This window comes from Flavobacterium sp. 38-13 (assembly GCF_001899155.1).
Lineage (GTDB): Bacteria > Bacteroidota > Bacteroidia > Flavobacteriales > Flavobacteriaceae > Flavobacterium > Flavobacterium lindanitolerans.
This window is the reverse complement of sequence record NZ_MKVG01000008.1, coordinates 11691-35922: the sequence shown is the minus strand read 5'-3', so window position 1 is coordinate 35922 and position 24232 is coordinate 11691. Positions and strand designations below refer to the sequence as shown.

Annotated in this window: 20 protein-coding genes; 14 read left to right on the top strand and 6 right to left on the bottom strand. The window is 37.1% G+C overall.

Going from position 1 to position 24232, the window contains the following annotated elements; all coding sequences use genetic code 11:
• Nucleotides 1–7 precede the first annotated feature (7 nt).
• Nucleotides 8–751, top strand: coding sequence for an RDD family protein (locus BGO88_RS06015; RefSeq protein ID WP_286706293.1), 744 nt, complete (start codon nt 8–10; stop codon nt 749–751).
• A 156-nt stretch (nt 752–907) separates the two neighbouring features.
• A complete protein-coding gene (locus BGO88_RS06010; RefSeq protein ID WP_056072929.1) occupies nt 908–1510 on the top strand; it encodes a trimeric intracellular cation channel family protein in 603 nt (200 codons plus the stop codon).
• Between the two features lies 1 nt (nt 1511).
• Here BGO88_RS06010 and BGO88_RS06005 read toward each other — a convergent pair whose 3' ends face one another.
• Complete coding sequence (locus BGO88_RS06005) at nt 1512–3323, bottom strand: T9SS type B sorting domain-containing protein (protein ID WP_286706292.1); 1812 nt, start codon at nt 3321–3323, stop codon at nt 1512–1514.
• 133 nt (nt 3324–3456) lie between these two features.
• Here BGO88_RS06005 and BGO88_RS06000 point away from each other — a divergent pair, with 133 nt between their 5' ends.
• Nucleotides 3457–4434: a GNAT family N-acetyltransferase gene (locus tag BGO88_RS06000; RefSeq protein ID WP_286706291.1), complete on the top strand. Its 978-nt coding sequence runs from the start codon at nt 3457–3459 to the stop codon at nt 4432–4434.
• Nucleotides 4431–5528 carry a DegT/DnrJ/EryC1/StrS family aminotransferase gene (locus tag BGO88_RS05995; RefSeq protein WP_286706290.1) on the top strand — a complete coding sequence of 366 codons (1098 nt, stop codon included), beginning with the start codon at nt 4431–4433 and terminating at the stop codon, nt 5526–5528. The genes BGO88_RS06000 and BGO88_RS05995 overlap by 4 nt, the downstream gene beginning before the upstream one ends.
• On the opposite strand, the gene BGO88_RS05990 is transcribed toward BGO88_RS05995, so the two are convergent.
• Entirely contained in the window at nt 5525–5704 is a 180-nt protein-coding gene (locus tag BGO88_RS05990; protein WP_286706308.1) for a hypothetical protein, read from the bottom strand. The two genes, BGO88_RS05995 and BGO88_RS05990, sit on opposite strands and share 4 nt — an antisense overlap.
• Between BGO88_RS05990 and BGO88_RS05985 the strand changes: the two genes are divergently transcribed.
• Together BGO88_RS05985 and BGO88_RS05980 are read left to right on the top strand one after the other, a co-directional pair.
• On the top strand, nt 5622–6821 hold the full coding sequence (locus tag BGO88_RS05985) for an O-antigen translocase (protein WP_286706306.1): 1200 nt from the start codon (nt 5622–5624) through the stop codon (nt 6819–6821). The genes BGO88_RS05990 and BGO88_RS05985 overlap by 83 nt on opposite strands.
• 17 nt (nt 6822–6838) lie before the next feature.
• Nucleotides 6839–7573 (top strand): glycosyltransferase, encoded by a 735-nt coding sequence (locus BGO88_RS05980; protein ID WP_286706289.1) that lies wholly within the window; start codon nt 6839–6841, stop codon nt 7571–7573.
• A gap of 5 nt (nt 7574–7578) precedes the next feature.
• On the opposite strand, the gene BGO88_RS05975 is transcribed toward BGO88_RS05980, so the two are convergent.
• Together BGO88_RS05975 and BGO88_RS05970 are read right to left on the bottom strand one after the other, a co-directional pair.
• Complete coding sequence (locus tag BGO88_RS05975; protein ID WP_286706288.1) at nt 7579–9243, bottom strand: hypothetical protein; 1665 nt, start codon at nt 9241–9243, stop codon at nt 7579–7581.
• 3 nt (nt 9244–9246) lie between these two features.
• Nucleotides 9247–10398 (bottom strand): glycosyltransferase family protein, encoded by a 1152-nt coding sequence (locus tag BGO88_RS05970; protein WP_286706287.1) that lies wholly within the window; start codon nt 10396–10398, stop codon nt 9247–9249.
• A gap of 66 nt (nt 10399–10464) precedes the next feature.
• Here BGO88_RS05970 and BGO88_RS05965 point away from each other — a divergent pair, with 66 nt between their 5' ends.
• Nucleotides 10465–11535 carry a glycosyltransferase gene (locus BGO88_RS05965; RefSeq protein WP_286706286.1) on the top strand — a complete coding sequence of 357 codons (1071 nt, stop codon included), beginning with the start codon at nt 10465–10467 and terminating at the stop codon, nt 11533–11535.
• A 3-nt stretch (nt 11536–11538) separates the two neighbouring features.
• Nucleotides 11539–11937, top strand: coding sequence for a sugar 3,4-ketoisomerase (locus BGO88_RS05960; protein WP_286706285.1), 399 nt, complete (start codon nt 11539–11541; stop codon nt 11935–11937).
• Here the strand turns inward: BGO88_RS05960 and BGO88_RS05955 are convergent.
• Nucleotides 11928–12872 carry a glycosyltransferase family 2 protein gene (locus BGO88_RS05955; protein ID WP_286706284.1) on the bottom strand — a complete coding sequence of 315 codons (945 nt, stop codon included), beginning with the start codon at nt 12870–12872 and terminating at the stop codon, nt 11928–11930. The two genes, BGO88_RS05960 and BGO88_RS05955, sit on opposite strands and share 10 nt — an antisense overlap.
• Before the next feature lie 81 nt (nt 12873–12953).
• On the opposite strand from BGO88_RS05955, the gene BGO88_RS05950 reads away from it, so the two are divergent.
• Complete coding sequence (locus tag BGO88_RS05950; protein WP_286706283.1) at nt 12954–14078, top strand: glycosyltransferase family protein; 1125 nt, start codon at nt 12954–12956, stop codon at nt 14076–14078.
• On the opposite strand, the gene BGO88_RS05945 is transcribed toward BGO88_RS05950, so the two are convergent.
• Nucleotides 14075–14758, bottom strand: a complete 684-nt coding sequence (locus BGO88_RS05945; RefSeq protein WP_056072895.1) for a cell division ATP-binding protein FtsE — start codon at nt 14756–14758, stop codon at nt 14075–14077. The genes BGO88_RS05950 and BGO88_RS05945 overlap by 4 nt on opposite strands.
• A 233-nt stretch (nt 14759–14991) precedes the next feature.
• Here BGO88_RS05945 and BGO88_RS05940 point away from each other — a divergent pair, with 233 nt between their 5' ends.
• The 5 genes from BGO88_RS05940 to BGO88_RS05920 all read left to right on the top strand — a co-directional run.
• Nucleotides 14992–18009: a tetratricopeptide repeat protein gene (locus BGO88_RS05940; RefSeq protein ID WP_286706282.1), complete on the top strand. Its 3018-nt coding sequence runs from the start codon at nt 14992–14994 to the stop codon at nt 18007–18009.
• Between the two features lie 32 nt (nt 18010–18041).
• Complete coding sequence (locus tag BGO88_RS05935; RefSeq protein WP_286706281.1) at nt 18042–19799, top strand: TonB-dependent receptor; 1758 nt, start codon at nt 18042–18044, stop codon at nt 19797–19799.
• A 173-nt stretch (nt 19800–19972) separates the two neighbouring features.
• The gene (locus BGO88_RS05930; protein WP_286706280.1) at nt 19973–20422 is read left to right on the top strand and encodes a hypothetical protein; all 450 of its coding nucleotides are present in this window, start codon (nt 19973–19975) and stop codon (nt 20420–20422) included.
• Between the two features lie 206 nt (nt 20423–20628).
• On the top strand, nt 20629–22245 hold the full coding sequence (gene asnB / locus BGO88_RS05925; RefSeq protein ID WP_101472991.1) for an asparagine synthase B: 1617 nt from the start codon (nt 20629–20631) through the stop codon (nt 22243–22245).
• Between the two features lie 220 nt (nt 22246–22465).
• The coding region (locus BGO88_RS05920) for a DNA topoisomerase subunit B (RefSeq protein WP_286706279.1) at nt 22466–24232 on the top strand (1767 nt) is incomplete at its 3' end.

Here is a 24232-nt window from a genome sequence, read left to right as displayed (position 1 = left end):
ATAAAATATGACACAATTATCTATAAATACGACTCAAAATGTCAATATTAATTTTACGGCGGCTTCAATAGGTGACAGGATTTTGGCTTATCTCCTTGATTTTTTGGCAAAAACGGCATATCTGATTGTCATATATTCTGTGTTTTTTTACGGTTTAGGCATTAATAAGCTTCTGGATAAGATGGATGATTGGTCCCGGATTTCAATACTGGTGCTGTTTTACATGCCGGTTGCTTTTTATTCGCTTCTTTTAGAGAGTCTGCTTGAAGGACAAACATTAGGCAAAAGGCTGCTTAAAATTAAAGTGGTAAAAATTGACGGTTATCAGGCTTCTTTCGGAGACTATCTTATGCGATGGCTTTTTAGAATAATTGATGTTAGTTTTAGCAGTGGTATAGTAGGATTGGTTAGCATAATAGCCAGTGAAAAATCGCAAAGGTTAGGAGATATGGCGGGAGGAACATCGGTTATTACATTAAAAAATAACATTAATATTAATCATACTATTTTAGAAGAAATTGATGTCAGCTATGTACCCACTTATCCTCTGGTGATAAAACTAAGCGACAACGATGCCCGAATTATTAAAGAAACTTTTAATAGCGCAAGGGCAAACAAAGATTATCACATGATTACGCGATTGAAGACAAAAATTGAAGATGTTACAGGAATCAGAAACCAATCAGGCAATGATGAAGATTTCATTAAAACGATTTTGAAAGATTATAATTACTATACACAGAAAATGTAGCGAATAGTTGATAGTTGATAGTGGTTAGTCGAAAGTTGGAAGTTGGAAGTCGAAGGTCAAAAGTCGAAAGTCGAAAGTCGAAAGTCAAAAATCATAAATCCCACATCATAAATCAAAAATCAAAAATCCCAAATCCAAAAATTCACCAAACTACACATGTTTTATCTTTTAGATATAATCGGAACTATGGCTTTTGCGCTTTCCGGCGCTTTAACGGCAATGAATAAAAGGCTTGACCCTTTTGGAGTTTTTATTATCGCCTTTGTGACAGCTGTTGGAGGCGGAACCTTGCGGGATACGCTAATTGGCCGTACTCCTGTGGGATGGATGCGCGATTTGAATTATGTTTACTTTATTATAGCAGGCTATTTTCTTGCCATCATTTTCAGAAAGAAACTCGACAGGCTGCGAACTTCATTGTTTTTGTTTGATACGATAGGATTGGGCGTTTTTACGCTCATCGGACTTGAGAAGGGATTGGATACGAATCTTCATCCGATAATCTGTATTGCTTTGGGAACGATGACGGCTTGTTTTGGAGGTGTAACAAGAGATATTCTTTGTAATGAAATACCCGTAATCTTCAGAAGGGAGATTTATGCCACGATTTGTATTGTTGGCGGAATTTTATTTTTTATCCTCAAACATTGGAATCTGGATAATGATATCCTTTATGTAATTACTTCCTGCGTGATGATTTCGCTCCGACTTCTGGCTGTTAAATTCAAATGGTATCTTCCGGCATTAAAGCAAAACTAAATTATCGGGTCAGGTATACATACCCTGTCAGCGGGGTTTTATAATCAGGGTCGTTGAGATCAAGTACATAATAATAAGTGCCATCCGGAAGGTCATTTCCGCCAATTTGGATGCCTTTGGTTGCTTGGCCATACCAGTTTTCAGTATCGTTATTTCCCGTCCAGACCAAAGTACCCCAACGGTTGTAGATAGAAAGCTTGAAGTTTACAAATATATCTCTCAGCCCTCTTATAAAGAAAAAATCATTCCACCCGTCGTCATTAGCCGTTACGGCGTTATAAACTATTGGCGGACAGTTTTTAGTGTCCAGCAAAAAGGAAGTAATGCTGTAGCAATTTTCATCTTCTATCCTAACAAAGATTTCTTTTGGTGTAGAAGAAGCAACATAATGGTTTGTGTTAGGAATTGGGTTTTGGTTTGCCTGTGCTTCTTCTTGGGAATTAAAAAAATGGACAACATGGTCTGGGTCAACTTTTACAATTTCTTCGTAATGTGAAAAATCGAAAGTGCCTTTTTTTAGTCCTTCATTACAGGCCAATATTTTATCAAGCAGATTAAATTCCGGCGAAACCAGCATAGAAATCGAAACGGAAAATTCATTGTTCGTTTCGTCTAATTCGGTTACAATTCCGGTACCGTTTCCGGTATCATCAACTACAAATTTTAAAGTAAAATCATTTGGAATTTCATCAGGTATGGTCAGAAAAATAGTATCACTATAGCTGCCGCCAATAGGAATTGGCGGAACAGTCAGGGTTTGCTCAATCAGGTTTCCGTCTGCATAAATTGCAATTGGAACTTCGGCCATTAAAGGATTTGTACTGTCAAGATTATATACGGTATAATCAACCATAATCCTTCGCGAATTGCATTCCAGTGCTACATTGTCTATAGAAATAGTGGCATCGGGAAGCTGATTGTTCAGTTTGGTAAGGATAGTGCTTATCATTACAAAATCCTGTTCCGATGTTAGCTGGATTTCTACAGATTCATCATTAATCTGAATGTAATTCTGGATTTCATATACATCCAGGTCCATATTGTACAGGGTTCTGGAATTGGTAAAAGAATTAGTGCCGTTAAATGCATTATTGGCAGGATTTAAGGCATTGCTTAGTATGTGTCCATTAATTTTTAAAGACTCTGTAAATCCTGCGGTAGGCAAATTTACGTCACCTTCCCAGGCAATAAAGCCTATTTTTGAACCGGCATTGTCAATTACATTCAGGCTATTTAGTGTTAATGTCAGGTGATTTTGTGTTCTTGAAACACCTTGCAGACCATCATATACATTGATTTGGTTCAGCGGAAAGCTTTCATTTTTATAAACGATTACAATTGCCCAACCTGCAAAATTCGTACGATTGTTGCAGTAATGGTTCGCATCTAAAAAGGGAGATACATCTAAATCAGACAGGGTATAGTTTCCGTTTCCTGTAGAAAGTATTTGAGAGGTAACATCTGTAAAGGCACAGAAATAGTCAAGGTCGTTCTGGAAGTAGGCGAAGTTTCTTTCAGAAGTAATGGGAACACCGTTTAAAACCACGTTCCAGTCGCCGGTTCCTGAACCTGCCCAGTACAGATATGCTTTTTCAATCTCATCGTTAACACCCATGTTTAGGGTTGCGGACGAAGAGGTGGTGATGGTACAAAAATTATTGAGATTGTTCTCGGAGGTGTTTAATGTATTTCCAATGATAGTAAAATCATAACGTCCGTTGAATTGCCTGAATAAAGCTACATCCTGTGCAAAGGCGACACAGGAAAAAAAGAAAAGGACAACAAAATTTCTAATTTGTAGTTTTAGATTCACCCGATAATCAATTGAAAGATATAAAGATACTATTTATTTACAATAGAGTATGTTAACAAAATAAAATTAGCTTTAACGAATGGTTCAATCATATCCAAAAAATTAGTACTTTTCCAAAGCATAAAAACAAGCCGTGAGAAACTATACTGTCAGGAAATATCAAGCTGGAGACTATCTTAATTGGAATGCTTTTGTGGCTAATGCCAAAAATGCTACCTTTTTGTTTCATAGAGATTTTATGGAATATCATAGTGACAGGTTTCGTGACTATTCCCTTGTGGTTTTAGATGGTGAAAACTGGATTGCGGTGTTGCCGGCAAATGTAGTGGGAGATACCGTATTCTCACACCAGGGGCTCACTTATGGAGGTATAGTCTGTGATGTAAAATTGAAACAGTCCATGATGCTCCTTATTGTAAAAAACATAATGCAATATCTTGAAGCTGCTGGAATAAAGAAACTCCATTTTAAGATGATGCCGTCTATTTATTTTGACTATCCTTCAGACGAACTCAATTACGCCCTGTTTTTGGCAGATGCAAAACTGACAAGAAGAGACGCCTTATCTGTTATTGATAATTCGAGACCGCATAAGATTTCCCGTGCCAGAAGAGCTTGTGTACGCAGAGGACAACAATTAGGGTTGACCATAAAAGAAGAGCCTGATTTCAGGCTATTCTGGGATGAAATTCTTATTCCGAACATTTCTGCGAAACATGATGCCAAACCGGTTCATACGGTTGAAGAAATTGAAAAACTCCATCGTTTATTTCCGGAGAATATCCGACATTTTAATGTGTATTTTGAAGGAAAGATAGTTGCCGGAACTACCATTTTTATTTCTAAAAATGTTGCACATCCTCAATATGTTTCTGGTCAAAATGAAAAAAATGAACTGGGTTCACTTGATTTCCTATACAGCCATTTGATTCTTGAAGTGTTTAAGGATAAAAGATTCTTTGATTTTGGTATTTCAAATGAGGAAAACGGACGAAAACTTAACGAAGGCCTTATTTTCTGGAAAGAGAGTTTTGGTGCCAGGACACTTACACAAGATTTTTATGAAATCGCTACTTCCAATTATGACAAGCTAGAAAATGTTTTGATATGATAAAATTTCTGGATTTAAAGAAAGTAAATCAGCCTTATGAACAGGCTTTTCAAGATAAGATGAAAACTGTCATGGATAAGGGCTGGTATATTCTAGGTGATGAAATCAAGGCATTTGAAACTAATTTTGCCCACTATTGCGGCACAAAATATTGCATTGGCGTTGGAAACGGACTAGATGCTTTGGTACTGATTCTTAAAGCCTATATACAATTAGGAAAACTCCATAAAGGAGATGAAGTAATCATTCCGGCAAACACCTACATCGCCAGTATTTTGGCTGTGCTTCAGGCAGACCTGATACCCGTGTTGGTCGAACCCAATTTGGAGACGTACAATCTGGACCCTAACACCGTAGAAAAAGCCATTACATCTAAAACAAAAGCGATTCTGCCCGTTCATCTTTACGGACAATTGGCTCCAATGAAAGAAATTAATACGTTGGCAAAAAAAAACAATTTGCTTGTGATAGAAGATGCAGCTCAAAGTCATGGTGCTGTTCTGTATTCTCAAAAATCAGGAAACTGGGGCGATGCCGCAGCATTTAGTTTTTATCCGGGAAAGAACCTGGGAGCTTTAGGCGATGCGGGAGCCATCACAACAAACGATGATGCGTTGGCAAAGATGATTTTTGCAATCCGTAATTATGGTTCCGAAAAAAAATATGTCCATGACTATATTGGTATAAATTCACGTCTGGATGAATTACAGGCTGCTTTTTTGAGTGTAAAACTGCCAAATCTGGATAAAGAAAATGCGGTAAGGAAAAAAATAGCGGAACGTTATCTGTCAGAAATTAAGAATGATAAGATAAAACTGCCTTTCTTTGATGGTACGCAAAATCACGTTTTTCATCTTTTTGTAATCAGGACTGCAAACAGGGAAGAATTACAAGAGTATTTGTCAGCCAATACCATCCAGACCCTGATTCATTACCCAACGCCACCACACCATCAAAAAGCACTTTCTTATATGGGTGGTTTGTCATTTCCAATTACGGAAAAAATCCATCGTGAGGTTTTAAGTCTGCCTATAAGTCCGGTAATGACAGACGAGGAGGTAAGCTATGTAATTGAAATAATTAATAAATTCTAATTGGTTTCTGTAAAGAAAATAGTAGGGTCTTCGCTATTCAAGGTAACTTCTTTGAACAGTATCAGCGTAATCATAAAGCTTCTGATAGGCATAGTGTCGTCAAAGGTTGTTGCTGTTTTTTTAGGAGCTCCGGGCATGGCCTTGGTAGGCAATATGCGAAACTTTTTTTCGTCCATCGAAACAATAACCACTTTGGGTTTTCAGAACGGAATTGTAAAATATACTGCTGAAAACAAAGATGATGAAGACCGGTTGAAAAGAGTAATTTCTACTGTTTTTATAGCCTTATTAGTGTCTTCTGTACTCTTTGCTCTGGCTCTTTTTATCTTTAGTAATTTTTGGAACAACCAGGTTTTCGGAGAGCGAAATAATTATGATTTTGTCATTTCAATTCTGGCGATTTCAATTCCGTTTTATGTGATGAATGTTTTTTTTACAAGCATTCTGAATGGTTTCGGGAAATTTCATAAGGTAATTTACATTGCTATTTTTGGAAATATCATCGGATTGCTCATTTCCGTGATTCTGATATGGAAGTTGAATATTGCCGGAGCCTTGATTTCGATTGCAGCCACACCTGCACTACTTTTGATAGTTGCCTATTTGTACTTCAGGTCACTGATGAATGTGCGGGAATATATCCATTTCCGTTACTTCGATTTTGACGTTATCAGAAACCTGTCTTCATTTTCATTGATGGCTTTTGTGTCAGGATTCTTTGGTCCGTTGGTTTATCTGAACATAAGAAATAATGTCATTGAAAAGTTAGGAGAAGAACAAGCCGGATACTGGTCTGCAATGGAAAGGATTTCTTCCAATTATCTGTTGTTTATTTCGACATTGCTAACAGTTTATTTCCTTCCAAAACTTATAATGGCTGTCAACAATCACGAAACTAAAAAAGTGTTTTACAGCTACTACAAAACAATTTTGCCGCTTTTTATTTTTGTCGCTGCAATTATTTATATCCTTAGAGACTTTATTGTTAAATTACTGTTTACAAAAGAGTTTTTACCGGTTGAAGACTTATTTCAATGGCAACTTATAGGCGATACCTTCAAAGTAGCTTCGATGATTTTAGGGTATGAATTTTTTGCAAAAAAAATGACATTGGCTTTTATCGTAACAGAACTCATTTCTTTGGGAGTTTTATATGTGTCCAGTATCCTTTTTATTGACTTCTATGGTGTTGAAGGTATTGTTAAGGCCCATGCTTTTACGTATGTGTTCTATTTTTTGGTGTTGGGAGTTTATTTCAAAATTAAAATGAAGCCTGTCGGCAGTGGGTATTAATGTCTAAACAAAACTAAATGAATCAGGCACTTTTTATTATACCATTTTATAATGAAGGAAAAAGAATTTCATTTGATTCTTATCGGGAAATCATCGATGCTTCAAAAGAAATAGATTTCCTGTTGATAAATGACGGGAGTTCTGATGATACTTTGGATGTATTAAACAGGCTTTCTGAGGAATTGCAAAACTGTACTGTATATAGTTTATCTCAAAACTCAGGTAAGGCTGAAGCGATTAGGCAAGGCATATTACACAATCCAAAAGAATACGAATATATTGGCTATCTCGATGCAGATTTTTCGACTCCGGTTTCTGAAATGATAAAATTACTGGACTATGCGAAAAAAAACAGGGATATTGATATTGTTTTGGGAAGCCGCGTAAAGCTTCTGGGAAATGAAGTGGTAAGGTCACAGGCAAGACACTATTTCGGTCGAATCTTCGCCACCATAATCAGTAAGCTGATTTTACGCGTTCCGGTTTATGATACGCAATGCGGAGCAAAAATCATTAAGGGCGATATAGCAAAAAAACTATTTGATAAACCATTTCTAACCCGATGGATTTTTGATGTTGAAATGCTGTTACGATATAAAATGAGCTATTCCGATTCGTTGGCAACTGTTAAAGAATTTCCTTTAGAAATCTGGATTGAAAAAGGAAATACTTCCATAAAATTAAAAGAATTCCTGATTTTTCCATTTCAGATTCTGAAAATATATTTCCATTACAATAAGAAAAAAGGGTAGTCTTTTTAATGAACTGATTTCCTTACAATAGTGGGGTATATTTCATTTCTTTCCTGAGTATTGAAGATGATGAAATGCGCTGTTTCATCTATTTTTTTGAAATTTCGGTAGATATACATAGCGGTAACACTAAAATCATCTCTGTTTTCAAACATAAATTCCTCGCCTTCCAGAAAGCTTTTTTCGAAAAAGATAAAATTTTCCTTTTTTGCAGCAATCTTTAAAATCCGTTCCGGATCTCTGTTTATCTCATTATTTGTGAGCCAATCTGCCGGTAACACGCTTTGGGTATTAAAAACATAATGCGCCATAGGAAAACTGGGAGCAACAATATAATTATTGCCATATTTTTTGACCAGAGATTTAAGGTCGAGCAATTTTTCGCCAGTGTCCTTATTAGTTATAAGGTACTTTAATTTTGGTGAAACCTCTGCAAGCGAATAATTTAATTCTGAAAATGGTTTTTCTCTATACGGTTTTAGATTTGAAGAATAAGCCAATACTAAAATGATACTACCAGTAAAGATAAATAGCTTTTGGTTATATACTTTATCTAATTCTTCTTCAAATAAAACGGTAATTGAAAGGATTATTCCGGTCGAGAAGAAGATAGGGTAATTATAGCCCATGCTTATAGAACAGCTCCAGGCAATCAAAAGCACCAGCAGGATGGGGACGAAATAGTAAAAACGCTTCCAATCTTTTATTATCTTACTGATTACGGCCAAAACAGTCGAAAGCATTGCAATTCTGGAAGCGATTAAAAAATCGCTGAAAAAGCATAAGGAAAAAGAGAAAACAAGTAAAACAATTGACAGGTTTTTTAAATATCCCGGAATCGTTAGGGGTTTCTGCTTTGGGAAGTAAAACAATAAAAAAGCGGATACGATAAGCAAAGGAATAAAAACAGAAATTCTGGGATAAGTAATTATATAATCCAGAAAACCGGAATAAAGAAGGTCTTTAAAATGGGTCTGTCCCGTTGTCTGCTCTAAAAATTCATGTAGCGAAGAGGTATAAGCCACCCATGAGAGGAAAAGCAGTAAAAAAAGAACCAGATACAAAAAGAAAAACAGGCCTTTTTTAATGCCTTGCAAGCAGGTTATGGCAAACAGAAACCCAAAGGGAATCAAATAAAAGGACTGTTTTGTAAGTGATGACAACAGGCAAAACAGGGCAATTGCCAGGAGCTGAAGGTTGCTTGATTTTTTACTTAAAGAAAGGATATACAATGCAATGACGGAGAAAAACAGACCGTCTGTTGTAGGCCATGGATAGGCGGTAAAGTTTAATAAGGAAATGACAAGCCCAAGTATCATTAAAGCCCATTTGTTGAACTTTATTTGCTGCGGATAAAAATTGGTAAAACTTTTGACAGCCAGAACTACCTGCAAACCAAACAGCAAATAATTTGTGACTTTTATAAAATAAAATTGGCCAATTTCAGGAAGTATTTTAATAAAAATGGCTTGAAAATATAGTGTCGACGGTGGAGCTTTGTATACAAAATCTTTATAAACATCCTGTCCGTTAGCAATTCGCCAGGAGTAACCCGGAATATACCCCGTATCCCATGTTTCAAAACCATACCTTGCCGTGAAAATACAATATACAGCAAGGATAAGAAAGAATAAAAGACGATAGATACTATTGGCCTGAATTGTTTTCATGAATTAAGGGTTAGTTGTATTCCAGCTTTCGGTATATATTTCAGCGATTTTGACAAAATGGTGTTCTTTTTCAATGAATTGGCGAGCCCTTTTTCCAATCAAAGTCAATTCTTCTGGGTTTTCAATCAAAAACGAAAGCTGTTGTACTATAGATTCAACATCAGGCAAAGCATTAATAGCCACACTATCCGTTAGCTGATAATACTCCTGAAACTCTGTTTCAGCTCCTGTAAAAACAACTTTTCCTATTGCCATTGCTTCTAAAGCATTATAACCCTGGTCGAAAGCATAAATCTGGTCGAGAATAATATGGGCCGAACGTATGTATTTTTGGTACTCGTCATACGGCAGACTATTGACAATTCTGATTTCGACCTTATCACCATATTTTAATTCTATTTTGGATAGTGCCTCTAAAAAAACAGAACTTCCTTTTTTGACAGCGCTATACTTATTAACTCCATGAAAAATAACAATCTTAGATGGGATTTCCATCGGAATAAATTCAAGTTTATCGGTATTTATCGGATTAGGAATGAATGTGAAATCGAATCCTGTCTGTTCCATCGGGATTTTATAATCAAGGTCCGATACTAACAGCCCGTCGCAATTTGTTTGTACAAAATCAAAAAGCTTACGCTGCTGGTTGTTGGTATAATTCAACGTATAATTATAGTACTTTTTGTTGGCGGTTGGATTGTTGAAATAAGGTGTGAGTACAGAATATTTCAAATTGTTTTTTAGCAGGACATCAACAATTGGAGTCTCGTCTCCGCAAATCAAAAGAAATTTTTTTGAGTTTTGGGCAAATAGCTTTTCATAAAGCCTTAGCGCCAATTTGGGATAGGTTTCTATAGCATTGGAATTAATCAGCTGAACAACATCATAACCTTTTAGTATTGGCAGTAGTTTTCGAAACCGATAAGCCCTTTCATAGGCTTCAAGGTCCAGCCTAAACAATTTTCGGGTAATCCTGTTGCAGAAGCTGAGTAAGGAGTTGGAAGCTACTAATGTTGAAGAAATTGGAAAATCAACAGGATATTTTTTAAAATCATCTCCGGTACCCACAATATGCACTTCATGTCCTAAAGCAGTAAGTCCTTCCTTTAATGAATTGTGTAACCTGCTGAATTCTCCAACGAGTAGAATCCTCATAATTGTTTATATTTGTTTCAAAAATAATTAAAAAAGTAGCAACAGATGCATCAAACCAAAATATGTTTGATAGGAATTACTCTTTCAAATGGTGGCGCGCAAAAGATTCATGCTATTTTGTCAAATTTTTTTTCCAGCAAAAATATAGAGGTACATAATATTGTCATCTTAGATGAGGTGACTTATGATTTCTCAGGAGAATTGCTAAACCTGGGCAAACTGAAAGATAAGGGAAACGGCATATGGAATAATCTGAAACGGTTTCTGATACTGAAAAGATATATCAAAGAGAATAAATTTGATTATATAATCGACGTAAGAACCAGAAACAACCAGATTAAGGAATTCCTGATAACGAAATTTGCTTACAAAGCACCGTATATACCCATGATTCATAGCTATAATACGGATTGGTATTTCCCTAAAAATAAATTTTTAGCAAAAAATATTTTTTCGAACGCCTATGGTATTGTTTGCGTATCGAAAGAAATAGAGGAGAAAGTCAGGAACAAATACGGATATAAAAACCTGAAAACAATCTATAATCCGCTTGAAATTGATAAAATTGTATCCCTGTCAAAAGAAAGGATAAATTTGAATTTCGAATATGTTTTTGCGGCAGGGCGAATGGTTTTTGATAATAATAAGCAATTTGATAAGCTGATTCGGGGATATGCGGCCTCGAAGCTTCCTTCCCAAAACATCAGGTTAGTATTGCTTGGAGATGGTCCGCAAAAAGAATATTTACAAAACGTAGCACAATCTGAAAAACTTGGAGATAAGGTAGTATTTTTGGATTTCCAGAACAATCCGTTTCAGTATATGAAATCGGCACGATTTACTATTCTGGCAAGTAAAAATGAAGGATTGCCCAATATTATAACAGAATCATTAGCCTGCGGTGTGCCTGTAGTGGCCTTTGATTGCAAGTCCGGACCGCGGGAATTGATTGAAAATGGCAAAAATGGACTTTTGGTAGAAGACCAGAATTTCGATGCCCTTGTCAAGGCAATGGATGAAATGAATGAAAATGAGACATTACGTGCAACTTGCAGAGAGAATGCCTTTGAAAGCATAGAACGCTTTTCGGTAGAAAAAATAGGTGCCGAATGGCTTGAATATTTAAAAATAAAATAGGTAATGAATATTGAAATTATTGAAATTCCTAAAATAGAAGATTACAGAGGAAACATAGCCGTTATTGAAAATGAGGTTGTTCCTTTTGAAATTAAGCGTGTTTATTACCTGTTCGATGTTCCCAGCAGTTCCTACAGGGGCGGTCACGCACACAAAACATTAATGCAATTATTGATTCCGCTATCAGGAAGTTTTGATGTAATGTTGAGTGACGGTAAGGAAAAACAAGTGGTTACACTTAACAAACCCGATAAAGGACTTCTGATAAAACCAACAACCTGGAGAGAATTAGGGAATTTTTCGTCTGGTGCCGTATGCCTTGTTATCGCTTCAGAAGTCTATCAGGAAGAGGACTATATCAGGGAATTCGACCAATTTATAGAACATGTAAATCAGTCATAAATTGACACCAGAATATTTTTGCGCTCAAGATATTTTTTAAAAGCATAGAATTTTCGGGCAACAAAAACAGGCATCGCCATTACCAATTTAGCTTTTAAGGGAATATTGGTCTTGTCAACAGATTGCATATAGAAATTGTAAGTTTTCATATCGCCGGCCAGTTTATGCTGTATGGCAAAAAAAACTCTGTGAAGGTCGAGGTATTTCTTTAATGACGGGTTTTGTTTCTCTTCTTCCTGAAATTCATCCAGTCTCGCATAGGAACGCTTTAGTGTTTTTTCCAACGAAATCCTGTTTTCCGCATCAAGCACGTGTCTGGAGGAAATTTCATTATCAAAAGCCACATCATATTGCAAGGCAAGGCGAATCCATAAATCCGTATCTTCTCCGGCACCTAACGTAATTGTGGTTTTAAATCCTCCAATTTCATTCAAGATGGTTCTTGGAACGGCAACTGCCGAAGTCCAGGCTATCCTGTCAATATAGCTCGACTTAAAAAAATCCTTTACAATTCCCTGCCAAGGATGGGAAGGAATGTCAATATGTTTTGGCTTTATTACTTTATCAGCATTAAAAAAACGCTCATAATTTGTGCAGTAAAGACCACATTCCGGGAACATCTTATACAGATTGGACAATTGCTCTAAATGGTTAGGAAACCAATAATCATCAGCATCAAGGAAAGCAACCAAAGTGCCGGAAGCTTTTGTTATCCCGTAGTTTCGTGCTTTAGAAACGCCTTGGTTTTCTGTAGAGAATAGTTGGATTCTGGTATCGCTGATTTCTAAGGCTCTTGCTTCACTATTATCTGTAGAACCGTCATTTACCAGAATAACCTCAAAATCGTTAAACGTTTGCGCCAATAAGCTGCTTAACGTATTTCTAATGCTGTTTTCCTTGTTGTATAAAGGTATGATGACGGAAAAAAAAGGCATTCTTAAAGAGGTTATGAGGTTTTTGTCAAAAGTACTTTTTTTATTGAAATAAGCCTAAAAACTGTATTTTTGTTTTTATCTATGCAGAAAAAAGAACTTCATATAGTTAGCTTTGACAACCCGTTTCCTCCCAATTATGGAGGTGCCATCGAAGTTTTTTATAAGATAAAAGCACTGCATGAGATTGGCTATGCGATTTATCTGCACTGTTTTGTAAATTCTGTGCCTGAACAAAGTCCGGAATTGGACGCCATTGTTTCAGAGGTATATTTCTATAAAAACTCGCACAATCCATTTTATTTCTTTTCAAAAACCCCGTTTTCTGTACTTTCCAGAAACAACAGGGAACTTTTAAATAACCTGAAAAAAAATAATGCCCCTATTTTATACGAAGGCCTAAAAACGGCTTATTGTTTTGAAGATAAATTGTTACAAAATAGGGTAAAAGTCATCCGGTTGCATAATCTGGAACAGGACTATTTCAAGGGAATTGCTTTAAGTGAAAACAATCTGATTAAAAAGGCCTTGTATTTTCTGGAAAGCAAAAAGTACGAATCATATGAAAAGAAATTACAACACTTTGACAAAGTTCTGGCACTTTCCAGGTTTGAAAATGACTATGTCAATTCAAGATTCCACAACTCATCCTATATTCCCGTCTTCCATGGCAATGAAAAGGTTGAAATTATAGAAGGATTTGGTAAATATGCTTTTTATCATGGAGATTTAAGGACTTCCGACAATCGAAAGGTTGTGAAATATCTTATTGAGGTTTTTAAGGATTTGGATTATAAGCTTGTAATAGCCTCAGGGTCAAAAGAAAAAATGGTCAGAAGGCTGATTGGAAATACCCAAAATATAGAATTTGTATTTTTAAAAGATTTCGAAATGCTGAAACAGCTTTTGGGCAAGGCACATATTAATCTAATCCTTTCTTTTCAGAGGTCGGGTACCAAGCTTAAATTGCTGAATTCTTTATTCAGGAGCCGTTTCTGTATTATCAATGAGAATATTATTGATGATGAAATCGTCTCGGATTTCTGCATAAAAACAGATTCAAAAGAGAAATTAATTTCACTTATTAATTTCCTGAAATCGCAACCGTATTTGGATGGCGAAAAGAAAAAAGCAGTACTGGAAGAATATTTAAATGATAGAACAAATGCCCAAATCTTATTAGGAATTTTAGATAGCCTAAACCGTTAAACTGTTCTTTGAACCACTTCAAAAACAGAACCGCTGTCACATTTCAATGTTTTGGAAGGAAATTTCATCAAAAGGGCATAATCATGCGTTGCCATGATGATTGTCTTTCCGTTTGCATTGATTTTTCGCAATACATCCATAACTTCAACACTGGTTTGCGGATCAAGGTTTCCCGTAGGCTCATCTGCCAGAATAATTTCCGGGTCATTCAGCAAGGCTCTTGCAATCGCAATTCGCTGCTGCTCTCCTCCGGATAGCTGATGCGGCATTTTATTGGCAAAGTTCTTCATGCCCACTTTTTCCAAAACTTCTTCTATCTTAACCTGCATCTCCTGTTTGTCTGTCCAGCCTGTGGCTTTCAAAACAAAAATCATGTTTTCCTGTACGTTTCGGTCCGGGAGCAATTTGAAATCCTGGAATACAATACCAATTTTACGTCTCAGGTAAGGAATGTTCTTTTCTTTAAGTGTCGCCAGGTCATAGTCCACAATACTTCCTTGTCCTTCCGTTAGAGGAAGATCAGCATACAAAGTTTTCATGAAGCTGCTTTTTCCGGAACCGGTTTTTCCAATAATATAAAGGAATTCGCCATGTTTTACTTCAATATTTACATTCGATAAAATGAGGTTTTTCTCCTGATAGATATTTACGTTTCTTAAAAAAAGCACAGGTTGCGACATAGTAATCTTGTTTATGTTGTAAAAGTAATAAGTTAACGTGCTTTATCAAAATTAAATTGCAAATCGTTGTTTTTAATTTCTGTCGGTTTGTATTCTTTTGAGTTTCAATGTTCCCAAACCGCAATAGCATAAAACTTCAAATGTTAAAAAAGATGTTTACAATAAACACAAAAGAGCTTCCGTTATAAACTTAAGAATTTGATATATTTGGATATTAAACAAAACCATTAAAAATGCACAGACTTTCAAGGTTATTTCTGTTGTTTTCATTTATAGGGACCGCTCCGGTTTTTGCTCAGCAGACAGCAATTTATACCAACGATTTAACGGAATACAATAAAGCCGTTTCGCTTTATAACGACAAGCAGTATCAGGCTGCCCAGATTATTTTCGAAAAAGTAAAAGCTGACAACAGCAATAAGAATTCGGATATCGAAGCGGATTGTGCTTACTATATAGCGAACTGCGCTATCCGCCTGAATCAGGCTAATGCTGATCAGATGATGGAAAGTTTTGTAGAAGACTATCCGACCAGTACCAAGCAAAATCAGGCCTATATTGAAGTGGCGCATTATTACTTTGAGCAGGGTAAATATCCGCAATCGCTCAAATGGTTTGACAAGGTTGACGAAGGTTCGTTAAGCAATAATGACAGAGAAAGATATAACTTCCAAAAAGGCTATACCTTTTTTACAGCGGGAAATAAAAAAGAAGCTACAAATTATTTCAACCAGGTGCTGAATTCAAAAGAATACGGTTCTCAGGCAAAGTATTATTTGGGTTTCATGGCCTATGAGTCGGATGATTATACCAAAGCCACCAAATTATTTGATGAGGTTTCCGGTGAAGAAAAATATCAGGAGAAGATGTCTTACTTCCAAGCAGACATGAACTTCAAATTGGGCAAATTTGATAAGGCGATAGAATTGGGGAAAGCAGCGATGGCTAAATCAAATGCTTTGGAAAAATCGGAATTGAACAAAATTATAGGAGAGAGCTATTTCAATTTAAAAAAATACGATCAGGCAATTCCATACCTGAACGAATACAAAGGGAAAAAAGGAAAATGGAATAATACCGATTTTTACCAGCTTGGATATGCTTACTACAAGCAAAACGACTACGAAAATGCGATTTCACAATTCAATAAAATTATTGACGGACAAGATTTTGTAGCACAGAATGCCTATTATCATTTAGGAGAAAGCTACTTAAAAACCGACAGGAAGCAACAGGCGCTAAATGCCTTTAAAAATGCTTCTGAAATGGCATTTGATGCAAAAATCCAGGAAGATGCCTATCTGAATTATGCCAAACTCAGCTACGAAATTGGTAACTCTTACCAGAGCATTCCTGCCGTTTTAAACGGTTTTATTGAAAAATATCCAAACAATCCGAGTCGGGCAGAAATCGAAACACTTCTAATCAACTCCTACATCACCTCAAAAAACTATAAAGAAGCACTCACATTATTGGAAAAAAATAAAGCTTCTAATAGAGAGGCCTATCAAAAAGTTACTTTTTACAGAGGTTTGGAATTGTATACGGATGGCAATTATCAGGAGGCACTTGCCATGTTCAAGAAATCTTTAGGAGAAAGAAGCAATGCCAGATTCACAGCCCGTGCCACTTTTTGGAAAGCAGAAACAGAATATGTTCTGGATAGTTTTAAAGAAGCTGTACTTACTTATAAACAATTTTTAGGTGATGCCGAAGCTAAAAACACGCCGGAGAATAAAAACATTTACTATAACCTGGGTTATGCCTATTTTAAGCTGAAAGATTACGATCAGGCCGCAACCAACTTCCAAAGCTATATTTCAGGTCCAAAAGACGATAAGGTTCGTCTGAATGATGCCTATTTGCGTTTGGGTGACAGTTATTATGTTTCTTCAAAATACTGGCCGGCAATGGAGGCCTATAACAAAGCTATTGAAATCAAAGGCGTTGATGCAGATTATGCTGCTTATCAAAAAGCAATCAGCTATGGTTTTGTGGCCAGAAACGAAAAGAAAATTGAAGAGCTCAACAGCTTTATCAAGAACTTCCCTAAATCACAACTTCGTGACGATGCCCTTTATGAGTTAGGAAACACCTATGTAGCAGAAAAAAAGACCGAAAGCGCTATTCAGACCTATGATAAATTGATTGCAGAATACAGAGAAAGTTCCTATACATCAAAAGCTATCCTGCGTCAGGGATTGGTGTATTATAATGCAGAAAAAGATGATCAGGCACTAACCAAACTTAAAAAAGTAGTAGCCGAATTTCCAAATACTCCGGAAGCTTTGGAGGCCGTATCGACAGCAAGGCTGATTTATCTGGATAAAGGAAAAGTAGACGAATATGCTACCTGGGTAAAAACCCTGGACTTTGTTGAAGTGTCTGATGCAGAATTGGATAATGATACATACGGAGCGGCTGAAAAGCAATATCTTCAGAATAACATCAAACCCGCAATTGCAGCATTGAGCGGTTATATAGCGAAATTCCCGAACGGAATCAATTCTCTGAAAGCAAATTTCTATCTCGCGCAATCCTATTTTGCAGATGGTTTGGAAAATAATGCCATCCCGAATTATGAATTTGTAATTGCAAAACCAAGAAATGAGTTTACAGAGCAATCGCTTGCAAGACTGTCTCAGATTTTGCTCAAAAAAGCGGATTATGCAAAAGCAGTTCCGGTTTTGAAAAGATTAGAAACGGAGGCCGATTATCCGCAAAACATAACATTTGCGCAGTCCAATCTCATGAAATCGTATTATGAGCAAAAAGATTACGCTAATGCGGTAGTATATGCTGAAAAAGTTTTGGCAAATGCGAAAACAGACGACAGGGTAAAAAGTGATGCCCAGGTTATAGTGGCACGTTCTGCAATAAAAATCAATGACGAGGTTAAAGCCAAAGCAGCCTATGCAAAATTGCAGACCATTGCTAAGGGAGAACTGGCAGCAGAAGCATTGTTTTATGATGCCTATTTCAAAAATAAAGACGGGAAATTTGAGGCATCAAATACAGCCGTACAGAAATTGGCCAAAGACTATTCCGGATATAAATATTTTGGAGCCAAAGGACTGGTTGTAATGGCGAAAAATTTCTACGGACTAAAAGACAGCTTCCAGGCAAATTACATTTTGGAAAGCGTCCTTAAAAATTTTAAGGATTATCCGGACGTTATTGAAGAAGCCCAAAAAGAATTGGATATTATTAAAGGAGAAGAAGCCAAACGCAACTCATCCATCCAGAATTAATCACATCTCATTCTAAATACAATTTAAGTAATATGACACATAAAACCCAATATAAGATTGCTTTATTATTTCTTTTCGCTGGCCTGCAAGGCGTTTTTGCCCAAAAGAAGGATGAGAATATCGGAACCGAAGTTGTAAACGTGGTAAAGCCATATACGCCAACTATTTCTGATGCTTTTAAAGTGAAAGAAACACCGCCATTGGAAGACGAAGACAATACAAAAAAGGAAGAAATCAAATACAACATCTTTTCCTTTCCGGTAGCTTCTACTTTTACGCCGGCAAAAGGAAGGGCTGCTTCTGTTGACAAGGCAAAACAGGAAAAATTATATAAGAATTATGCAACTTTGGGTGTTGGAAACTATGGTACTCTGAATGCGGAATTGTTTGTAACCGAAAACCTGAACCGTAACGAATATGTGGGAGGAATGCTTCGCCATCTTTCTTCGCAGGGAGGTATTGATGACCTTTTGCTGGATGACAAATTCTATAATACATCCCTTGACCTGACATATGGGAATCAGCAAAAAGACTTTTCTTGGAATGTAGATGCCGGTTATCAGCACCAGGTATATAATTGGTACGGATTGCGAAATGACTTTGCCAATGATCTGGCTGATCCGCAAGACAGGCAAGACCTTATAAACAGTATCGATCCGCAGCAAACCTACCAGAATATTTATTTGGGAGGCCGAATCAGTGCCAAAGAAAGTATCTTTAAAGAAGCAAGCCTGAAATTCAACCATTTCTCTGATGCTTTCGGTTCTTCAGAGAACAGATTTTATGTAAAACCTACTGTTGGTTTTGAAATTTCAGGAAACAAGATTAATGCGAATTTCATAGTGGATTATCTGGGCGGATCTTTTGAAAAAGATTATTTTGGTACAACAGCTATTAATTATGGCTTTACCAATATTGGTATACAGCCAAGTTTTGTATACCAGCAAGATGACCTGACAGTCAACCTGGGAGCCGGGCTTTTTTATAGCATGGATAATGAAAACAGCGATAACAAATTCTTTGTTTATCCACAGATTACGGCTACCTACAGAATCGTAGGGGATGTCATGATTGCTTATGCCGGAGCAGAAGGTAGCCTGAAGCAGAATTCATACCGTGATTTTACACAGGAAAACTTTTTCGTGTCGCCAACTCTGTCAATTGCTCCAACTGACCAGAAATATGATATCTATGTTGGTCTAAAAGGAAAAATAGCAAATAATGTTAGCTTTAATATTAGAGGTTCATACAAAAATGAAGACGGAAAGGCTGTTTTCCTTAGTAATCCATACAATAATGAAAACCCAAATCAGGAAGGCTATGCTTTTGGGAACTCCTTCAGTGTCTTATATGATAATGTAAAGACGATGAGCTTTTTTGGAGAGCTGAAGGCTGATTTTTCTAAAAACGTTTCTTTTGGCATAAACGGAACATTCAATAGCTACAAGACAGATGAATTGGCGGAAGCATGGAATCTTCCGGAACTTCAGGTAGCGGCAAACCTTGACTTCAATATTACTGAAAAATGGTATGCAGGAGCCAGCGTTTTCTTTGTAGGCGAAAGAAAAGATGTTTTTAGCTACACTTCCCTGTTGAGAAACGAATTAGAAACTGTAACCCTGGATAGCTATTTTGATTTGAATATGCATGTAGGATATAAATACAACGACAGGCTTACGGCTTTTCTAAAAGGAAATAACCTCACCAGTCAGGATTATCAAAAATGGCTAAATTATCCTGTACAAGGAATCCAGGTTTTGTTGGGGGCAAGCTATAAATTTGATTTTTAATAAGTCGAAAGTCAAAAGTCAAAAGTCAAAAGTCAAAAGTCGAAAGTCAAAAATCAGAAATCTAAAAATCACAAATATCAAAAAGCCTGCATTTACCTGTAGGCTTTTTTATTCCAAAAAGAAATCAGCGAAAATCAGCGTCATCTGTTTTATCCGCGACTAAAAAATACCCAATGACACTCAAAGAAAAAACACTACATTATTATAAGCAATTGGTACAGGATAAAATCGATGCCTTTCAGGATATGATTTCAAACCTGACAGATGATGCCCAAAATGATGCAAAGGGCTCTGCCGGAGACAAACATGAAACAGCACTGTCCATGATGCATCTGGAGCAGGAAAAACTCAATCACAAGCTAAAAGAATTTCTGGAGCAGAAAGGCGTCCTTGACAAGATTGATGCTTCAAAAGAAACCAAAATAATTACCTTGGGAAGTGTGGTCAAAGCAAACGGAATCTTATTGTTCATGAGCGCAGCACTTCCAAAAATTAAAATAGAAGGGAAAAATATTATTGCACTCTCACCGCAATCACCATTAGGAAATAAGCTTCTGGGACAGCAGGTTGGTTATAGTTTTGAAATTAACGGCACAAAATACCTGATAGAAGAAGTCCAATAAAAAAGAAATTAAATCACCATCCAAACGGATGGTTTTTTTATGAAATAAACCAAATGGGCTGTTTTCAGACGGATAAAATTTCATAATTGCTAAAAAGTTTTTATTTTAATTTTAATTTGTAACTAAAAACAAATTTATAGTTTAATAAATAAAACAAAAACCACAAATTTGCTTTAATAAAATAATCGAATTTAAAAAGTAAAGATATGTGCGGGATATTAGCAATTATAGGAAAAGGAAAAGACGAAGAATTAGTAAGGCAGCTTTCCAAAAGAATGTCGCATCGAGGACCGGATGAAAGTGACCTGCATGTGACGGAAAACGGACATATCTTAAGCCACGAACGCTTATCTATTATTGACCTCCATTCAGGAAGGCAGCCAATTAAAGGAACCAGGTCAGCCTATATGGTTCATAATGGTGAAATCTACAACCATCAGGAACTTAGAGATACGGTATTGAAACACCATACTTTTAGAACCAAATCAGATTCGGAAGTAATCGTACATCTGTATGAGGAGTTCGGATATGATTTTCTGAATATGCTGGATGGTGATTTCGCTTTTGTCATCATTGATGGTGATGATTTCATAGCAGGCAGAGATGCGGTTGGAGTGAAACCTTTGTATTATGGACTTGATGAAAGAGGTCGTATTTATTTTGCTTCAGAAATGAAGCCTATGGCAGACCAGTGCAAGACATTCGCTACTTTTCCTCCCGGACATTATTATACGCAAAAAACGGGCTTTGTGAAGTATTACAGGCCGGAATATGAAGACCATGAAAAAGCTACGGAAGCGTTGGATTTGGTAAAAATTCGCGAAACTTTGACCGAGGCGACACGAAAAAGGCTAATGAGTGATGTGCCTATTGGAGTATTGCTTTCCGGCGGGCTTGATTCATCGTTAACATCATCTATAGCGGCACGGCTATTAAAGGAAAAAGGTAAGGAATTGCGTTCCTTTTCTATAGGATTGGATGCAGAAGCTCCTGACGCAAAAGCAGCCCGAAAAGTGGCTGAATTTTTAGGCACAGACCACCATGAAATCTATTTTACGATTGAGCAGGGAATTGAAATTCTGGATAAACTAATCTGGCATCTGGAAACTTATGATGTAACCTCGATACGGGCCAGCACGCCAATGTATTTCCTTTCGAAAGCGATTACAGACATGGGTGTGAAAGTAGTGCTGTCTGGAGAAGGAGCCGATGAGATTTTTGGAGGCTATCTTTATTTCAGAAATGCACCATCAACAGAAGATTTTCAAAAGGAAACTATTGAAAGAGTACAGAAACTGTTTACTGCCGATTTGCTACGTGCTGATAAGTCAACAATGGCACATGGGCTGGAAGCAAGAGTTCCGTTTTTAGATAAGGCATTTCTGGATTTGGCAATCAGTATCCGTCCGGAAGAAAAGCAGCCAAAAACATATGACGGAGTTGAAAAATACATCCTGAGAAAGGCATTTGACACGCCTGAAAATCCTTATCTGCCACAAGAAGTATTATGGAGGCAAAAAGAACAGTTTTCAGATGGAGTAGGCTATAGCTGGATTGACACGCTGATAGAGTACTGCTCTTCCCGGGTTACAGATTTGCAAATGGAACAGGCTGCCGAGCGTTTTACATACAATACACCGGTAACGAAAGAAGCCTACTTCTACCGCGATATTTTCCATAAACATTTTCCGCAGTTAAGTGCGGCACAGACCGTGAGGAAATGGATACCGAAATGGCAGGAAAACTTAGACCCTAGCGGCAGGGCAAATGCGGCCCACATACAGGCGGATACGGCGATATCAAAAACCGGTGCTGTAGCCTGATTTAAAAATAAAAGTTTAGTTTGTTTGTTGCAAAAGCGTTCACTTTAGGGTGGCGCTTTTTGCTTTTTTAAAAGGCCTGCTTTATGTTGAAAAATAAATGGACAAACCTTAAAAATGTTGATAACTTAAGTGCTAAAATCTCCTTTTGTGGCTGATTATCACTCCTGTTTTTATATATTTGTTCGTTAAACAAAAAAATACCTTTTTAGACAGATTATATATGAGCGAAGAAATCAAGAAGAGCAATTATTCAGCCGATAGTATTCAAGCATTAGAAGGGATGGAGCACGTAAGAATGCGTCCGTCGATGTATATTGGAGATGTAGGTGTAAGAGGTTTGCACCACTTAGTTTATGAAGTTGTCGATAACTCAATCGATGAGGCAATGGGTGGCCATTGCGACACTATATCCGTTACCATTAATGAAGATAATTCCGTAACCGTTGAAGATAACGGGCGTGGAATTCCTGTGGATATTCATAAAAAAGAAGGCGTTTCCGCACTTGAGGTTGTAATGACTAAAATTGGTGCCGGAGGTAAATTCGATAAAGATTCCTATAAAGTTTCCGGAGGTTTGCACGGGGTAGGTGTTTCTGTTGTAAACGCCTTGTCCAATCATATGAAATCTACTGTTTTCCGCGATGGAAAAATTTATGAGCAGGAATATGAAAGAGGAAAAGCGCTTTATCCGGTAAAACAAATCGGGGAGACGGAAAAACGTGGAACAAGACAGACGTTTTATCCGGACGATACTATTTTTACGCAAACAACAGAATTTTCATATGACACCCTTTCTGCCCGTATGCGTGAGCTTTCATTCCTGAACAAAGGGATCACGATTACGTTTACAGACAGAAGAGTAAAAGATGAAAAAGGAGAGTTCCTGAGTGAAGTTTTCCATTCAGATGAAGGTCTTAAAGAATACATCCGTTTCTTAGACGGCAACCGTGAGCCTATTATTTCGCATGTAATCAGCATGGAAAGCGAAAAAGGTGAAATACCTGTGGAGGTTGCTTTGATATACAATACCAGCTACTCGGAGAATATATTCTCTTATGTAAATAATATCAATACTCACGAAGGAGGAACGCATTTGCAAGGTTTCAGAACCGGTTTGACCCGTTCGCTTAAAAAATATGCCGATGCTTCCGGTCTTTTGGAAAAATTGAAATTTGAAATCACGGGAGACGATTTCCGTGAAGGTCTTACGGCTATTATTTCCGTAAAAGTTTCAGAACCTCAATTTGAGGGACAGACCAAAACAAAATTGGGTAACAGAGAAGTAGTTTCTCCGGTGAGCCAGGCCGTAGGCGATATGATTGAAGCCTATCTGGAAGAAAACCCAAATGATGCAAGAGTAATCGTTCAGAAAGTTATTTTGGCTGCACAAGCGCGTCACGCTGCTAAAAAAGCGCGTGAAATGGTGCAAAGAAAAACCGTTATGGGCGGTGGCGGATTACCGGGTAAATTATCCGACTGTTCAGAACAGGATCCGGCAAAATGTGAAGTTTTCCTTGTTGAGGGAGATTCTGCGGGAGGAACTGCAAAACAAGGTCGTGACAGAAATTTCCAGGCTATTCTTCCGTTGCGTGGTAAAATCCTGAACGTTGAAAAGGCGATGCACCATAAAGTTTTTGAAAATGAGGAAATCCGAAACATTTTCACGGCTCTTGGGGTAACTATAGGAACGGCAGAAGATTCGAAAGCTTTGAATATTGAAAAATTAAGATACCATAAAGTAGTAATCATGTGTGATGCCGATGTCGACGGTTCTCACATTTCTACCTTAATATTAACCTTCTTCTTTAGATTTATGAAGGAATTGATTGAGAACGGACACGTTTACATCGCGACACCTCCTTTATATATGGTAAAGAAAGGAAACAAAAAAGAATATGCATGGAACGACGCACAACGTGATGAAATTACGGAAAGAATGGGTGGTGGTTCCAGCGTGCAGCGATATAAAGGTCTTGGAGAGATGAAT

Coding starts and splice junctions, on each gene's coding strand:
- BGO88_RS05995 (WP_286706290.1), top strand. CDS start 4,431: ATGATAAAATTTCTGGATTTAAAGAAAGTAAATCAGCCTTATGAACAG.
- BGO88_RS05960 (WP_286706285.1), top strand. CDS start 11,539: ATGAATATTGAAATTATTGAAATTCCTAAAATAGAAGATTACAGAGGA.
- BGO88_RS05975 (WP_286706288.1), bottom strand. CDS start 9,243: ATGAAAACAATTCAGGCCAATAGTATCTATCGTCTTTTATTCTTTCTT.
- BGO88_RS05935 (WP_286706281.1), top strand. CDS start 18,042: ATGACACATAAAACCCAATATAAGATTGCTTTATTATTTCTTTTCGCT.
- BGO88_RS06010 (WP_056072929.1), top strand. CDS start 908: ATGTTTTATCTTTTAGATATAATCGGAACTATGGCTTTTGCGCTTTCC.
- BGO88_RS06015 (WP_286706293.1), top strand. CDS start 8: ATGACACAATTATCTATAAATACGACTCAAAATGTCAATATTAATTTT.
- BGO88_RS05950 (WP_286706283.1), top strand. CDS start 12,954: ATGCAGAAAAAAGAACTTCATATAGTTAGCTTTGACAACCCGTTTCCT.
- BGO88_RS05970 (WP_286706287.1), bottom strand. CDS start 10,398: ATGAGGATTCTACTCGTTGGAGAATTCAGCAGGTTACACAATTCATTA.
- BGO88_RS05980 (WP_286706289.1), top strand. CDS start 6,839: ATGAATCAGGCACTTTTTATTATACCATTTTATAATGAAGGAAAAAGA.
- asnB (WP_101472991.1), top strand. CDS start 20,629: ATGTGCGGGATATTAGCAATTATAGGAAAAGGAAAAGACGAAGAATTA.
- BGO88_RS05990 (WP_286706308.1), bottom strand. CDS start 5,704: ATGGACGAAAAAAAGTTTCGCATATTGCCTACCAAGGCCATGCCCGGA.
- BGO88_RS05940 (WP_286706282.1), top strand. CDS start 14,992: ATGCACAGACTTTCAAGGTTATTTCTGTTGTTTTCATTTATAGGGACC.
- BGO88_RS05930 (WP_286706280.1), top strand. CDS start 19,973: ATGACACTCAAAGAAAAAACACTACATTATTATAAGCAATTGGTACAG.
- BGO88_RS05945 (WP_056072895.1), bottom strand. CDS start 14,758: ATGTCGCAACCTGTGCTTTTTTTAAGAAACGTAAATATCTATCAGGAG.
- BGO88_RS05955 (WP_286706284.1), bottom strand. CDS start 12,872: ATGCCTTTTTTTTCCGTCATCATACCTTTATACAACAAGGAAAACAGC.